This window comes from Cohnella phaseoli, from assembly GCF_003386235.1.
Lineage (GTDB): Bacteria > Bacillota > Bacilli > Paenibacillales > Paenibacillaceae > Cohnella > Cohnella phaseoli.
Genome location: NZ_QRDZ01000006.1, coordinates 219,932 through 234,819, shown reverse-complemented (window position 1 = coordinate 234,819; position 14,888 = coordinate 219,932). Strand labels below are relative to the sequence as shown.

General features: G+C 55.9%; 12 protein-coding genes and 1 other annotated feature. Of the genes, 1 reads left to right on the top strand and 11 read right to left on the bottom strand.

The genetic code is table 11. From position 1 onward, the window contains the following. Positions 1-30: 30 nt before the first annotated feature. The 8 genes from DFP98_RS10205 to hemE all read right to left on the bottom strand — a co-directional run bounded on the left by DFP98_RS10205 (position 31) and on the right by hemE (position 10,523). Positions 31-855, bottom strand: coding sequence for a carbohydrate ABC transporter permease (locus DFP98_RS10205; RefSeq protein WP_116060476.1), 825 nt, complete (start codon positions 853-855; stop codon positions 31-33). Continuing rightward, entirely contained in the window at positions 852-1,778 is a 927-nt protein-coding gene (locus tag DFP98_RS10200) for a carbohydrate ABC transporter permease (RefSeq protein ID WP_116060475.1), read from the bottom strand. The genes DFP98_RS10205 and DFP98_RS10200 overlap by 4 nt, the downstream gene beginning before the upstream one ends. 267 nt (positions 1,779-2,045) lie before the next feature. Further along, complete coding sequence (locus tag DFP98_RS10195) at positions 2,046-3,383, bottom strand: ABC transporter substrate-binding protein (protein WP_181917597.1); 1,338 nt, start codon at positions 3,381-3,383, stop codon at positions 2,046-2,048. Between the two features lie 180 nt (positions 3,384-3,563). After that, positions 3,564-5,129 carry a response regulator gene (locus DFP98_RS10190; RefSeq protein ID WP_116060473.1) on the bottom strand — a complete coding sequence of 522 codons (1,566 nt, stop codon included), beginning with the start codon at positions 5,127-5,129 and terminating at the stop codon, positions 3,564-3,566. Next, a complete protein-coding gene (locus tag DFP98_RS10185; RefSeq protein WP_116060472.1) occupies positions 5,122-6,867 on the bottom strand; it encodes a cache domain-containing sensor histidine kinase in 1,746 nt (581 codons plus the stop codon). The genes DFP98_RS10190 and DFP98_RS10185 overlap by 8 nt, the downstream gene beginning before the upstream one ends. 203 nt (positions 6,868-7,070) lie before the next feature. After that, positions 7,071-8,531 carry a protoporphyrinogen oxidase gene (gene hemG, locus DFP98_RS10180; RefSeq protein WP_116060471.1) on the bottom strand — a complete coding sequence of 487 codons (1,461 nt, stop codon included), beginning with the start codon at positions 8,529-8,531 and terminating at the stop codon, positions 7,071-7,073. After that, a complete protein-coding gene (gene hemH, locus DFP98_RS10175) occupies positions 8,521-9,471 on the bottom strand; it encodes a ferrochelatase (RefSeq protein ID WP_116060470.1) in 951 nt (316 codons plus the stop codon). Before hemH ends, hemG begins: the two co-directional genes overlap by 11 nt. Further along, positions 9,468-10,523 carry a uroporphyrinogen decarboxylase gene (gene hemE / locus DFP98_RS10170; RefSeq protein ID WP_116060469.1) on the bottom strand — a complete coding sequence of 352 codons (1,056 nt, stop codon included), beginning with the start codon at positions 10,521-10,523 and terminating at the stop codon, positions 9,468-9,470. The genes hemH and hemE overlap by 4 nt, the downstream gene beginning before the upstream one ends. Before the next feature lie 187 nt (positions 10,524-10,710). Here hemE and DFP98_RS10165 point away from each other — a divergent pair, with 187 nt between their 5' ends. Next, entirely contained in the window at positions 10,711-11,916 is a 1,206-nt protein-coding gene (locus DFP98_RS10165) for an MFS transporter (RefSeq protein ID WP_116060468.1), read from the top strand. A 100-nt stretch (positions 11,917-12,016) separates the two neighbouring features. Here DFP98_RS10165 and DFP98_RS10160 read toward each other — a convergent pair whose 3' ends face one another. From DFP98_RS10160 to tyrS, 3 genes are all read right to left on the bottom strand, one after another. Further along, complete coding sequence (locus tag DFP98_RS10160) at positions 12,017-12,535, bottom strand: SRPBCC domain-containing protein (protein ID WP_116060467.1); 519 nt, start codon at positions 12,533-12,535, stop codon at positions 12,017-12,019. 19 nt (positions 12,536-12,554) lie between these two features. Further along, the gene (locus DFP98_RS10155) at positions 12,555-12,902 is read right to left on the bottom strand and encodes an ArsR/SmtB family transcription factor (protein ID WP_116060466.1); all 348 of its coding nucleotides are present in this window, start codon (positions 12,900-12,902) and stop codon (positions 12,555-12,557) included. Positions 12,903-13,287: 385 nt separating this feature from the next. After that, a complete protein-coding gene (gene tyrS / locus DFP98_RS10150) occupies positions 13,288-14,562 on the bottom strand; it encodes a tyrosine--tRNA ligase (protein ID WP_116060465.1) in 1,275 nt (424 codons plus the stop codon). 78 nt (positions 14,563-14,640) lie between these two features. Next, positions 14,641-14,872 (bottom strand) — a binding site (T-box leader). Between the last annotated feature and the right edge of the window lie 16 nt (positions 14,873-14,888).

Here is a 14,888-nt window from a genome sequence, read left to right as displayed (position 1 = left end):
CTCCGCCTCCCAAGCATTGCTTATCTCTCTCTATCCTTTAATTCCGCCCGAAGCGACACCCTCCAGCACTCGACCGGAGAAAATAAAGAACAAAATCAGAATCGGCACCGTCGCCATGACGGAACCGGCCATCGCCAAATCGATGTTGTACATTAAATTGTTCGTGAATTTCATAATCATGAGCGGAATCGTCTTCTTCGCTTCGCTCTGGAGCATGATCAACGGAACGAAAAATTGGTTCCAGATTTGCACCGACATAATGATGCAGATGCTGAACACGACCGGGCTCGCCAGCGGGAACATCACTCGTTGGAACGTCGTCCATTCCCCGGCTCCGTCAATCTTCGCGGATTCGTACAGATCGGCCGGCAGCTTCTCGAAAAACGTCGTCAATAGAAATACCGGCATCGACAACCCCGACGCGAGCACGATTACGACGCCCCATTGCGAGTTCATCAGTCCCATATCGCGAATGAGCAGGAAAATCGGAACGATGCCGAGCTGTACCGGAAACATCAGGCCAATTAGAAAATAGACTAGCAGTCCGTTTTTGAAACGAAACCGGAACCTCCCGATCCCGTAAGCGACCATCGACGACAGCGCGATTACGATCAGAAGCGTCACAGCCAGAATCAAGACACTATTGAAAAAGTAACGGTGGAAGCCCGCCTCCGCGAACAGCTTGCCGAAATTGGCGAAATTGAACACATCCGGCCAGCCGAACGTGTTCGACAGCAGCTCTTTTTTCGATCGGAACGCCTGATAGGTCATATAGCCCAGAACGAACAGCGTAAAGGAGGAATATAACCACAAAATCGCGGAGCTGACATAGGTTCGGTTTGCTTTCAGATTCATGCTCCATCCTCCGTTCGACGATAGGTGAGAATGACTTGGACGACGGCGACGACGAAAATGACGGCGAACATCACGCAGGCGATCGTCGTGCCCATCCCCATCGCGTTCACGTTCATCGTGCCTCCGACCGCGCTGTTGTCGCCGAAGGCGATCCGGTAGAAGAACAGGGCCATGACGTCCACGCTGCGATTAATGCCGCCCGATACGCCGCCCAGAATGAAGCTGAAATCGAACATCGTCATCGCGAAAATGTAGGTCAGAATCAACATGTTCAACACCGTCGTTTTGATCTGCGGCAGCACGATGCTGAAAAATCTCCGCCAGTACGACGCCCCTTCGAGCAGCGCGGCCTCCATCATTTCCACAGGAATCATCTTCATTGCCCCGAGGAAAAAGATCATGCCGACACCGATTCCCGACCATGCGACCATAATCCAGACGATATAAATGCCGAACTCCGGCAATCCGATCCACGGTCTTGTCCATTCGCCCAATCCGATCGCTTCCAGCAGCTTGTTAAAGACGCCGATGTTGCCGTCGAAGATGAGCGTTCCCATAAACACGATGACGGGCGTGGCGATAAATTGAGGCGAGAAAATCATCGCCTGGAAAAAGCGATGTCCCTTGATCTTGCTGTATAGCAAATAGGCCATATACAGCTGTCCAGGCAGCACCGCGAACGTATTGAGCAAAAACAGAATAACGCTGTGCCGGAACGCGCCGGTCAGCTGCGCAAACAGCTCCTTGTTGCCGAACAGCTCGGCGTAATTGGCGAAGCCGACAAACGTCTTCGGTCCGATCCCGTCCCACTGGTTCAAGCTGATCTGGAACGCCGAGAAGATCGGATAGACGGTAAACAAGCTGTACAGCGCGAAGCCCGGCAAAATAAACCACAGAAATGGCCGTTTTTTAATCCATGTCAACCGTAACACCCTCTCTGCCCGCGGCAAAGGGGCGGTCCCATGAGTAGAAGCTTGGGATAATCGATACAAAGTAGGGGGATATACCTCCCGGAGACCTGCCTCATACGCTCCTGAAATCTCCTATTAACGGGTTTAAACATTCCCATTTCAGGAGCGTATAGCGTCGGAGAGAGGCACATCCCCCTATCACCTCTATCATCGATTACCTTTCATAGCAGCTTTGTTAGCGCATGGGACAGCCCTTTGATCCGGATGATGTCTTTATTTTTACTGTGCCGGGTAAGTAGCCGCCTTGTCGAGAATTACCGCACCCTCGGCTCCGGTAATTGCAGACGTCATCAGCTTCGGAATAACATCCTTCATGAATACGTCGGCCGTATTGGATTCCTGCGACGACAGTGCAGTCAGCACGCTGTAGATGTTGACGCCCGCTTCGTCGAATACCGCCAGTTCCTTAACGCCTTCATCCTTCGGCGTAATGTCTTTGAGCGTCGGTACAAGGCCTACGGCATCTTCCAGAATTTGCTGCGCCTCAAGCGAATTCAGGAACTCGATATATTTGACCGCCTGATCGGGGTGCGCCGTCTTGGCGGACACCGCATAAGTCATAAAGTTGCTGTAGCTGGATTGCACGACCTTCTTGCCTTCTTTATTCGGAATCGAGAAGCGTCCCAGATTCATGCCTGAATCGACATAAGTTGCATTAGACCACGTTCCGTCGATGATGGCCGCCGCTTTGCCGTTCGTGAATGCGAATTGCGCCGCTGCGTAATCCTGCGCCAGGTAATCTTTGCCGAAATAGCCTTTGTCGACGAAATCGCGGAACGCCTGCAGCGTCTCGGCGACGGTCGGATCGGTCAGCTTGCCTTGGCCGGCTTGAGCCGCCTTAAGCGCCGTATTGGAGAAGGCCGGCGCGAAGGCGAAGATCGGCCAAGCGCGATCCCATTCGCTCTTCCCGGCAAGTGTAATCGGCGTGATTCCCGCCGCCTTCAAAGTGTCCAGGCCTTGAACGAATTCGTCCCATGTCGTCGGTGCCTGAATTCCGTTCTTCTCGTACAGATCCTTGTTGTAGTACACGACGTTCGTATCGAAGAAGGACGGCAGCGAGCAGTAGATTTTGCCGTCTACCGTACAGTAGGTTTTCTCGGATTCGGAGTAACGGGACATATCGAGATTGTAGGAAGTCAGATCCATCAGGAAGCCGTTTTTGACCATTTCGCCCATTTTTGCCGTTTTGTCGCCTTGCACCCAGAACAGGTCGGGAAGCTCGTTGGCCTGCAGCGCGACGTTTAAGCTCTGATCGTTTTGAGCGAAGTCGTATTCCAGCTTGATGTTCGGATACTTGGCCGCGAAGGCGGCGTTGATCTTCTTGAACGGTTCTTCCAGCACGGCCTGGTTGCCGAGGTCTCCCCATACTTTCAGCGTAACGTTCTCTTCTTGAGGAGTTTGCGAGCTTTCCGCCGGCGCGCTGCCGGAAGCGCTCGCGGAAGGGCTGGCCGATGGGCTCGAGGCGCCGTTTCCATTGTCCTTACCGCCGCAGCCTTGCAGCACCGCGCCGGTCATAGCAAGCAGCCCAAGCGCGATAACGAATCTGTTTCTCTTCAAATGAAACCCCTCCGATTTTCTTAGAAATGTAGGCATGATCGCGATCTTTCTACATTGTAAGCGATTGCACCTACCTGCTCCATGCAGCAATCGAGCGAGAATGTTCCATCTCGACCGGAGAATGCGGACGTTCTCCGGCCCATGTTCCATATTTTACGATCCAGATTCCTTTTTACACGATCAGGATCTGCTTTTAAACTGTTTCACCGTCTGCCCCGTCATGCGCTTAAACACTTTAATGAAATAATTGGCGTTCAAATAGCCGACGCGGGCGGCGATTTCCTCGGTGGAAAGCTCCGTCTCGTTATACAGCCGGATCGCCTCGCGAATGCGAATACGCGTCAAGTAGTCGGAGAATGCCTCTCCCGTCTCTTGGCGAAAACGCTGGCTGAAGTGGCTTGGGCTGAAGCTGACATGCTCGGCGGCGTCTTCCAGCCGCAGCGGTTCGCCGTAACGGCTCTCCACGAACGCCTTCGCTTTGGCGACCCAGCCCCGGCTCGCATGCAGCGAAGATGCCGCCTCTTGCGCGCGCGCCAGCATCTCTTGCAGCATACCGACAAACTCCGCCTGCGTACCGAGCTTGCGGAACGCTTCGTTCAGCGGCCAAGCGGCGCCGAAGCGGTCGCGAAGGCTTTCCGGATCCGATTCGTAACGCTCGATCATCAGATTCATCAGATGGGTCGCGATCATCTCGCCGACCCGCTGCCATTCGGCCGGAAGCAGTCGGGCGGCCGGATCGCCGATACGGCGACGAATTTCGTCTCCCAATTGCTCGAAATGAAGAAAGTCGATTTTGTTTTTCGCCTGTCTGTACAGCTCCAGACGCTCCTGCTCCGCCATTTCTCTCAAGACGACATGCTCGGCGAGGTAGATCCCCGCTCCGTCGTAAAAGCACATCTGAGCCGCGCGCTCCGCATCCTTCCTCGATTGTCCGAGCCGATCGAACGTCACGGAATTCCCCGCTCCGGCGACGAGCGCGACGTTCAGATTTTTGGCCCATGCCGCCGTAAGCTCTTCGGCAATCTGCCGCAGTCGAATCGAGTCGTCCTGCTCGCCTTCACGCAGCGCGCAAGCGCCATGCAGCAAGCCGTCCTGCTCGCCGAAATACTCCAGACCGTCCAGCCGGGAGAAAATTTCCTCCGTCTGCAGCGCCATCGCTTTGCGCTCCGTCTGGGAATAGTCGGAAGTTCTCGGCAGCGGCATCAGGACGACCCAGCGCGCCTCGCCTCCCCATCTTCCCAGCCGCTCCAGCAGTGCGGGACAATGCTCTGACAGTCGCGCGTCCCGGTCTTCTTTGGTCCGCGTCAGCCACGCGGCTCTCTCGTCGTCGAGCGAACCCGCCTCGCCGGCCGTCTCCGGCACTCCCGACCTTTCGCCGTTTACGGATAGCGCATCGAGAACGCGCAGCAGTTCTTCAGGCTCCATCTCGTATTTTGAAATATAGTCGTTAACGCCGGCCTGGATGGCCTGACGAGTATATTCGAAATCGCTGTAGCTGCTCAAAATAATAAAACGAAGGCTCGGATCGAGCCGTTTCAGCTCGCGGATCAGCGCAAAGCCGTCCATGCCCGGCATACGGATATCGGTCAGCACAATGTCGAATTTCTCTTCCGCCGCCGCGCGCACCGCTTCCTCTCCGTTTTTGAACACTCCGCCGATTCGGTAGCCTCTGCTCTCCCAATCGATGATCGATTGCAGGCCGATCCGTACGAGCGCTTCATCGTCGACGATCATCACTTTACGCATGCGAGCGCTCCCCCTTTTCCTCCGCCGATCCGTCCATCCGCATAGGCACTCTAACCGTTATCGACGTGCCGACTCCCGGTTCGCTGCGAATCGACAGACCGTAATTCGTTCCGTAATGAAGCTGGATTCTCTCATGAACGCTGCGCACGCCGAGCCTGTCCGTCGGAGAAGCCGACAGCCCGCGAACAAGCCTCTCCACCGTCTCCTCGTTCATGCCGATCCCGTTATCGGCAACGGTCACGAGCAGATGCTCGCCTTCCGACACCGCGGAAACGGTAATTTCCCCGGGATGCTCGGACGGGGCCAAGCCGTGGATCAGCGCATTCTCGATGAGCGGCTGAAGCAGAAACTTCAGCACCTCGACCTGCTCCAGTTCGGCTGGAACGTTCACCGCGAACTCGAAGTGCTGGTAGCGCACCTTCTGAATCGCCACGTAATTGTGCAGGATCGCAATCTCGCTCGCCAGCGGCACCGGCCCTCCCGACCCGCGCAGCGCATAGGTGAGCAGTGCGTTTAGGGCATCGACCATTTCCTTGATATTATCCTGCCTCTGAATCATCGCCATCCAGCGGATCGAATTTAACGTGTTGTACAGAAAATGCGGCGACAATTGGTGTTGCAGCACGCGAATTTCGGCGTCCTTCTTTTTCTTCTCCTGCCTGGCGACCTCGTCGATCAACTGCTCGATCTCGTACATGATCGAGATGAACGTATCGTTCATCTCCACGATCTCCACCGCCCCGCCAAAACGCTTCAGCTTGCCCGGACGCACGCCCTTGATGCCCATCTTCATGTTCATCGTCAATCTGCGAATGGGGATGACAAGGTCCAAGGCCAGCAGATGAGTGACGACAAGGCCGAGCAAAATACAGCCGAACAAAATAAACAGCGCCTGTCGCACCGTAGAGAAGATCGGCTCGTACAACCGGTCGAGCTGCATCTGTACCGCCAGCGTCCAGCCGTTGCCCAGCCTGTCGTCGGTAAAGCTGAGCAGACGGCTGGCTTTGACGTCGCCGATCGACACCTCGTTGTCGACGAGCGGCTCTCCTTTTTCGTCCAGCAGCTTAAGCGCCGTATCCTCCTGAAACTTCATCTGGCGAAAAATATCGCCGACCGCCTCGACCCGAATGACAAGCGTTAACGTACCTAGCTCGTTCAGCTTCTCGTCGCGAATCGTTCGTCCTAACCGGAACGCCCGGAGTTTCGTATAGCCGTCGTCGAACGTCTGCGGGGCGAACCATCTGGCTCCCCCCTTCATCTCTCCGACCTCCGTCCGATACTCCGAATTGCGCACGTCGTACTCGTCGATCGCATTTTTGCCGTACGTGTAGATAGCACTTGGCGTCTCTATCTTAATGGAGCGGATGTAGCTGTTCTGGTCCGCGCCCAGCCAAAGCACGTTCAGCTTCTCGTTGATCGCGCTCTCTACCTTGAATCGGTCGTAGGCAGACTCGGGCTCCGTCTTCGCCAGCTTCAGCAGCTCGCCGTCCGTCATGATCTGCTTGCTGAGCTGCTCGTAGCTCCTCATCCGGTCGTCGACCTTCTGCCCCATCAGACCGAGCAGGTCGGTGGCGTATTCGGCGGCTTGGGCCTTCGAGGAGGACGTGTAGCTTTCGGTCAAATAATAAATGCCCGCAAGCGCGGGAAGCAATATTAGCGGCGTATAGACGAGCACCAGCTTGTAAGGCAAGCGGATACTGCGCCAACGCGTCGGAAGTCTAAAGCGGCCGATTCTCATCCGTCTCCCCCTCTTGCATGCGGTTTCCCCATCATTCTAGCACAGATTCCCTCGCCTCCGTCCGGAAATAAGTCGTTTTGCCTCGCATTACCGCTTCAAGACAAAATAGACCATCCCGGAAAGGATGGCCTGAATCATGGTTGCGGTCCGCATTCCTATTGGCTTCGTGATCCAATCGGACTTTTGAAGCAGCCTCTATACGGTCAGTTGGCCAGCAAAGCTTCGGCGGCCTGCTTTCCTTGAGCGACGCAGTCCGGCAGGCCTACGGCCTCGAACGCCGCGCCAGTGGCGAATAAGCCGGGCAGCTTCTGCGCAAGCTCGGCGCGAAAATCGGCGATAGCCCCGACATGTCCGACCGGATATTGCGGCATCGAGCGGCGCAGACGCGTAATTTCAACGAACTCCGGCTGTGCCTCCAACCCCATCAGATCGCGCAAATCTCCGCGTACCGCCGCGGTCATCGCCTCGTCGTCCAGTTCGACGCCCTGCTCGTCGTTCGCCCGCCCGACGTAGCAGCGAATCAGCCGCTTGTCTTCCGGCGCCGTATGCCGCCATTTCGCAGAGGTCCATGTGCTCGCGGTAATAAGCCGCTTCTCTCCGCGCGGCACGAGGAAGCCCGAACCGTCCAGCTCGTGTCCGAACCCATCGGCTGCATAACCGAGCACAACGTTGGCCACGGAGACATAACGAATCGCCGACAGCGCGGACACGTCCATATGCGGAGCAAGCAGCTCCTCAGCGACATAGGCGGGCAGCGTAACGACGACTTGGTCGGCTTCGCATACCGTACCGTCGAGCATATGCAAACGATATGCCGCTTCCTTCGGTTCGGCAATCGGCTCTATTTCCCGCACCTTCGCTTCCAGACGGATATTTCCGCCTTCCGCGCGGATCCGCTGCTCGAGCGCTTCGATTACTGTCGACAATCCGTTCGTGAACGTCAGGAACACGCTGGCCGGCAGCTCGGGAGCCGCCGACGAAACGGACGCGCCCCCTCCCGTCTTCGCAGCTGCAGCAGCATGTTGTTGGGCCGCCCGGGTTCCCGCGATCAGACTGCCATGCTCCTCGACCATCCGCTTGAACTGCGGGAATGTCGCCTCAAGCCCGAGCTTGTACAGGTCGCCCGCATGAATGCCTGCCAATAGCGGCTCGAATACGCGCTCGACCATCTCCTTGCCCATCCTGCGTTCAAGGAACGCTCCGACAGAATCGTCTTCCGCTTTCGCCTCTCCCGGCAGCTCCGATTCCTGCAAAGCCCGCAGTTTGCCCTGCTCGGACACAAGCTCCGTCTGCATGAATTTATCGCTATCCGTCGGAACGCCCATCACTAAGCCCTGCGGCATCGAAACCAGCTTGCCTTCCCGAGAGATATACGTCTTCTTCGCCTGCGGATTCGTGCCCGTCAACTCTCCGATCAGGCCGAGCTCTTCGGCCAGCCGGATCATCGGCAGCTTGCGCGCGAGGAAGGAATCGGGGCCGCGCTCGATAACGAATCCGTCTCTGCGCAGCGTATGGATTCGGCCGCCAAGTCGGTCGGAGCCTTCCAAAACCGTCACTTCAACCGTTTCTCCGCGCTCCTTGGCCAGCTTAAGCAAGTAAAAAGCGGCGCTGAGGCCGGTAATCCCGCCGCCCAGCACCGCCACCCGGCGACTTTTATTCGTCATTGCCGTTTCCCCCGTTCGCCGCGCCGATCACCGAATCGGCCAATACGGCCATATATTGCGGATCGTCGTTCAGCATGCGAATCCGCGCGAGGCGAACTCCTTTTTCTTCGGCGAGCTGCTTCGCTTCGATGTCGATATCGTACAGCACCTCTAGATGGTCGGATACGAATCCGACTGGAGTCACGAGCACGGAACGGACGCCTTCCGCCGCAAGCTTCTCGAGTGTCTCAAGAATATCCGGCCCAAGCCAGGGCTGTCCGGTCTGACCTGCGCTCTGCCAGGTAAACTGCCAATTGGCAACGCCCGCTTTCGCGGCTACGGCTCCCGAAGTCGCCAGCAGTTGGTCCGCGTACGGATCGTTCAGCTCCAAAATTTTAGCCGGAAGGCTATGCGCGCTGAATAGCACGAGCGCTTCTCCCCGTTCGCCGCCAAGCTGCTCCAAACCTTCGTTCACGCGTTCGCTTAACGCCTCGATCAGCTGCGGGTGCAGATGGTACTCGTCGACTCCGCGGAAACGAATGCCATGCTTCTCCGCTTCCTCGCGTGCCCGCTTCAAATAACCGCCAACGCTCATCGACGAGTATTGCGGAGTCAGCACGATACCGACCGCTTCGCGAATGCCGTCCGCCGCCATTGCTGCGATGCCGTCCTCAATGAATGGCGCCGCATGCTTCAGTCCCTGATAGCACACGTAAGCTCCGTCTCCGGCCAGCTCGTTCAGCTTGCTCTGCAAAGCCGCCGCCTGTCGGTTCGTATTTTCGCGCAGCGGGAACACACCGCCCACGATCGTCCGATAACGGGATGTCAAATCCTCCAGCTGCTCGGCCGTCGGCGGATGACCTCTGCGAATATGCGTATAGTAAGCTTCTACCCCTTCCAAGCTCTCGGGCGTTCCATAGGACATAACCAGCACGCCGATCGTTCGTTTGTCCGCGCTCATGCTTGCGCCTCCTCTGTCAGCTTCCGTTCGCTGTAGCTATGAATAAAGTCCGTCAACTCTTTCAGCTTATCGAGCGACGCCTCGGGGAATAACCCGTGTCCCAGGTTGAAAATATAGCCCGGTTCGCGCATGCCTTCGTCAAGCAGTCTGCGCGCATGTTCGTGAATGACCTCGGACGGGGCGGTAAGCACGTAAGGGTCGAGATTGCCTTGAATCGCGAACCGTCCGCCGAGCCTGCGCCGACCTTCTGACAGCGGCACCCGCCAGTCGAGTCCGACGACGTTCGTCTGAAGGTTGGTCAAGTGTTGGAGCAGCTCGCCGGAGCTGACGCCCGGGAAGTAGATTTTAGGCACATCCAAATCCGACAGCGACGCGAAAATGCTTTCGATATGAGGCAGCACAAACTCCTTAAAATCGTGCGGCGCCAAAGAGCCGACCCAGCTGTCGAATAGCTGCACCGCCTTGGCCCCCGACGCAATATGCGCACGCAAATAGGTTGCCGCCATCTCGGCCAGCTTGCCCATGAGCAGATGCCAGGTTCGCGAATCGCCATACATCATCGCTTTGGTGCGAATATACGATTTGGTCGGTCTGCCTTCTATGATATAGCTGGCCAGCGTAAACGGTGCGCCGGCAAAAGAAATGAGCGGAACCTCCAGCTCGCGCTCGAGAATACGAATCGTCTCCAGCACGTGAGACAGATCGCCCTCCACATCGATCGGCTTCAGCTTGTCCACGTCGGCGGCGCTGCGCACCGGATTATGGATGACCGGGCCGACATCCTTGACGATATCGAAGTCGATCCCGATCGAAGCGACGGGATTCATAATGTCCGAATAGAGAATGGCCGCATCGACTCCTAGCTTGCGAACCGGCATCAGCGTCACTTCGGCTGCCAGCTCGGGCTGTCGGCAAATTTCCAGAAGCGAGAACTTCTCTTTGATTTTACGATAATCCGGATCATAGCGTCCCGCCTGGCGCATGTACCATACAGGGATGCGTTCCACCGTCTCCCTCTTGCAAGCTCGCAAGAACAAGTCGTTTTTCAACATAAGCTTCCAGCCTCATTTATGTACCAATTTGGTTTTCATTGCTTTCATTATGCCCCTTTTATCCTGCGTGAACAACCTTTACTCCCGGATGGAGTATGACAATAGTTTGACAATGCGGCTTTTTGCCTGCGTGCGGGACTATGTTATACTGGCTATGCTTATGTCAGCATCGAAGAAGGTGTAAACCATGCAGCGTTGGAAAATCAATCTCTACATCTTAATGGTCGGCAACTTCCTGGTCATGGCCGGTATGACGATGATCATGCCTTTTCTGTCGCTCTACCTGCAGCAGGATTTGGGTCTGACTGACGAGCACGAGATCGGAGTGTGGGCGGGCATCATTTTTGCCGCGAACTTCGTGACGTCCTTCCTGTTTCAACCGTTATGGGGCAAGCTGGCGGAAAAATACGGCCGTAAAATGATGCTGCTGCGCTCCGGCTTCGGCATGTCGATCGTAATGCTGTTGATGGGCTTCGCGACCGCCCCCTGGCATTTGCTCATCCTGCGAATGCTCAACGGCGTCATTTCGGGATTTATGCCGGCCGCCGTCTCCCTCGTCTCGTCTTCAACGCCGAAGGAGCGAATGGGATTCGCCATGGGCACGTTACAATCCGGCGGTACTGCGGGGGCGATTCTCGGCCCTTTTATCGGAGGATTAATGGCGGATAACTTCGGTTTTCGTCCGATCTTCTACATAACCGGAACTTTATTATTTCTCGCATCCGTCATTACGTGGCTGCTCGTTCACGAGAAATTCGATCGCGCCGCAGCCGCCCTGAAAGAGCAGGTCAGCGTCTTGAAAGGCTTCCGGGATCTGATGGTCATCCGCCAGCTTCCCGTGCTCCTTACAGTCACGTTTCTGATTCAATTCGCCATGCTTAGCCCTATGCCGCTCATCCCTCTCTACGTACAGCATCTGCACGGCACTTCGGAAAATCTGGCGTTCTACGCCGGTTTCGTCGGCTCCGTAACCGGCATCTCGAACATGATTTGTTCCCCTGTGCTGGGCAAGCTTAGCGATCGAATCGGCGCGACGCGAATTCTGCTGATTTGCTTGGCGGGCTCCGCCGTGATGACGATCCCGCAAGCGTTCGCGGATTCCGTCGGCATGCTGCTCGTCTTCCGCTTCCTGCTAGGCTGTTTTATGGGAGGTTTGATTCCGACCGTCAACGCGCTCGTGCGCCAATATACGCCGGATGGCAAGGAAAGCAGAGCGTTCGGCTTCAACACGAGCGCGCTTAGCCTCGGCAATATGATGGGACCGGTCGTCGGCGGCGCTCTGTCTGGCTGGATCGGCATCGAGGGGCTGTTCATTCTTGCGGGCGTGCTGCTGTTCCTGACTTGCATCTGGGCTACGCGCGCTTTGCGCTCTCGTCAAAGGGCGAATGGTTAGTGGGGACAAGCCCGACATTTAAACTATTCAAGCTTTTTTATTGAAAAAGAGGGTGTCCCAAAAGTCACTGACTAGGGGACGCCCTCTTCCCATATTTTTGTTACTTGACTGCTTCGAGACGCTCAGCCAAGCGGTCCCAGGTTTCGGTGATGCCCTGCAGCATGCCCATATCCATAACGGTCTTGAGCGTCTCTGCCGACACGTACTCGCCGGAGCTGACCAGCTTCGTCCTGCCGTCGCCCAGATCGATGAACTCCAATGTGACGTCGGTTGACGGCATCTCGGCATTGGAGTTGCCTTCAGCATCCGAGAAGTAGTCCGTATAGACAATTTTCTCCGGCTCAATCATTTCCTTATAGATAGCTTTGCCCCAAGACTCCATTCCGTAAAAATCGCCCTGGTTCCGATCGACGCACTTCATACAGTAATGCCACACGCCGCCGGGACGAAAATCGACCTTGCACACCGGAATCTCCCAACCTCTCGGTCCCCACCAATGCTTCAAATGATCGGCTTCCTTAAACATGGCGAATACCAGCTCGCGCGGCGCATCGAATACGCGTTCCAGGACGAGCACCTTTTCGTTTTCTACTCTCGAAATCATAGCGTTTCCGGACATTACAAATTCCTCCTTGGAATCATTGGTTTTTTTCTTTATTTTGCAATTCGCGTAAATAGTCATCCAGCTTGTCGAACCGTTCCTCCATAATGCGGCGGAACGACTGCAGCCACGAATCCAAAGCTTGGAATGGCGCCGGCCGCAGCTTATAGATTCTACGATTGGCTTCCGCCTGCACGTCCACGATGCCGCTCTCGCTAAGAACCTTCAAATGCTTCGATGCTTGAGGCTGGCGGATTTCCAGCCGATCGGCGATCTCCCCTACGGTCAGAGGACCGTCTCGCAGCAATTCGACAATCCGCTTGCGATTCGGCTCGGCCAAAGCGCTCAACATCGTCGTGTCCATGTCCGGAGAATTTCCTGACATGTCATTCACCTCGTTAATTGATAATGTCCGGCGGCTCCTCAACCCCTTCATCACCGTGTCGTTTTCCTTCTGAGTTGAATATACCACACAAGGAATATTCCTGTAAAGGAATATTAAAAAATCGAGGAGGAGCCTGCTTTTAATAAAAGGAACTGCCCCGAAATCAGAGTTCCTGGAGACGATCGATAGACGAAGTAAGGGGTACGCACCTCCGAAAAACTGCCTCGTGCGCTCCTGAAACCTTGTAACGGGTTTCCCCATTCAGATTTCAGAAGCGTATGGCAGCGGAAGAAGGTACATACCCCTTAAGCCTTTATTCTGGATTATCTTTCAGAGCAACTATAAGCGCTTTTGGGATAGCTCCCGCGTCTATCGTTGTCGTACGTTATTCGAACTTAACGAGGAAGTAATTCTTCTTTCCTCTGCGAATAACCGCGTATTTGCCGTGCAGTCTGTGCTCCCGCGTCAGGACGAAATCAAGCGCCTGTTCGCGCTGTCCGTTCAAGTAAACCGCGCCTTTCTCGATGTCCTCGCGCGCTTGACGTTTCGAAGGTGCGGCCTTCGTCTCGATGAGCAAGTCGAGCAGCAGCTTCTCCTCGTCGCCTTGGACAACCGTCGTCGGCATATCCTGCAGCGCCTCCACCAGCTCCGCTTCGCTAAGCTGCGTTACGTCGCCCGAGAATAGCGCCTGCGTAATCTTCTCCGCACTAACGACTGCATCCTCTCCGTGAACAAGCTTCGTTACTTCGCGAGCAAGCTCTCGCTGCGCAGCGCGCTGCTCCGGACGCTCGGCCAGCTCTTGCTCCAGCTCGGCGATCCGCTCGCGCCCCAGGAACGTGAAGTATTTCAGGAATTTGATCACATCGTTGTCATCCGTGTTGATCCAGAACTGGTAGAAGGCATATACCGATGTTTTGTTCCGGTCGAGCCAGACGGCGCCGGATTCGGATTTGCCGAATTTCTTGCCGTCGCTCTTCGTTACGAGCGGCAGCGTCATGCCGTACGCTTCTCCCCCGCCCATTTTGCCGATCAGGTCGAGACCTGCCGTAATGTTGCCCCATTGGTCGCTTCCGCCGATCTGCAGCGAGCAGCCGTGATCCGTCAGCAGCTTGTAGAAGTCGTACGATTGCAAAATCATGTAGCTGAATTCGGTAAAGGATATGCCGTTGGCCAGACGAGAATCGACCGAATCCTTCGCCAGCATGTAGTTAACGGTGAAGTTTTTGCCGATGTCGCGCAGGAACGTGATCAAGTCGAGCTGGCCTAACCAATCGTAGTTGCTAACCAGCTTGGCCGGATTGTCCGTTCCTTCGAAGTCGAGGAAGCGGGACAGCTGATCCTTCAGCCGCTCCGTCCACAAAGCTACCGTATCAGACGTGTTCAAGGAGCGCTCCGTCGAACGTCCGCTTGGGTCGCCGATCATCCCCGTGCCGCCGCCAACCAACGCAATCGGCTTATGGCCGGCTTGCTGGAAATGGCGAAGAATCAAAATCGGCAGCAGGTGGCCAATATGCAGGCTGTCCGCCGTCGGATCGAAGCCGCAGTATAGCACGACAGGCTCCTTGTTCAGCTTCTCCAGCAGACCGTCGCGATTGGTCGACTGGTAGATCAACCCTCTGTATTCAAGATTATCGAGCAAGCTTTGATCCAGGTTTGTCATTTCGATGTCTCTCCTTTAGATAATGTTCGGCGGACGACGCGGCGCCCGAAAATCAAAAAAGACCCGCCCTGTCGTTAAGACAGGGACGAGTCATCGCGGTACCACCCTATTTGAGCATGCGCTTCATTCGCAGCTCCACCTCTCGCCCGTTAACGGCAGGCAGCCGTCTTGCCCCTTCCGCGCCGGCACGGGTTCGGGACAGGAAGCTCCGGGACGTAATTCGCCATTCGCTCGCGTACCGGCTTGCATCGACCGCCGGCTTTCTGTAACGCGAAATTCGAGGGCTACTGCTTCCCTTCATCGCTTTCGTTTATAGCTTTTATTTG

What these genes read in the sequence shown, in the direction of transcription:
- DFP98_RS10205 (WP_116060476.1), bottom strand. Translation starts at nt 855, where the DNA reads ATGAATCTGAAAGCAAACCGAACCTATGTCAGCTCCGCGATTTTGTGG.
- DFP98_RS10190 (WP_116060473.1), bottom strand. Translation starts at nt 5,129, where the DNA reads ATGCGTAAAGTGATGATCGTCGACGATGAAGCGCTCGTACGGATCGGC.
- DFP98_RS10185 (WP_116060472.1), bottom strand. Translation starts at nt 6,867, where the DNA reads ATGAGAATCGGCCGCTTTAGACTTCCGACGCGTTGGCGCAGTATCCGC.
- hemG (WP_116060471.1), bottom strand. Translation starts at nt 8,531, where the DNA reads ATGACGAATAAAAGTCGCCGGGTGGCGGTGCTGGGCGGCGGGATTACC.
- hemH (WP_116060470.1), bottom strand. Translation starts at nt 9,471, where the DNA reads ATGAGCGCGGACAAACGAACGATCGGCGTGCTGGTTATGTCCTATGGA.
- hemE (WP_116060469.1), bottom strand. Translation starts at nt 10,523, where the DNA reads ATGTTGAAAAACGACTTGTTCTTGCGAGCTTGCAAGAGGGAGACGGTG.
- DFP98_RS10165 (WP_116060468.1), top strand. Translation starts at nt 10,711, where the DNA reads ATGCAGCGTTGGAAAATCAATCTCTACATCTTAATGGTCGGCAACTTC.
- DFP98_RS10160 (WP_116060467.1), bottom strand. Translation starts at nt 12,535, where the DNA reads ATGTCCGGAAACGCTATGATTTCGAGAGTAGAAAACGAAAAGGTGCTC.
- DFP98_RS10155 (WP_116060466.1), bottom strand. Translation starts at nt 12,902, where the DNA reads ATGTCAGGAAATTCTCCGGACATGGACACGACGATGTTGAGCGCTTTG.
- tyrS (WP_116060465.1), bottom strand. Translation starts at nt 14,562, where the DNA reads ATGACAAACCTGGATCAAAGCTTGCTCGATAATCTTGAATACAGAGGG.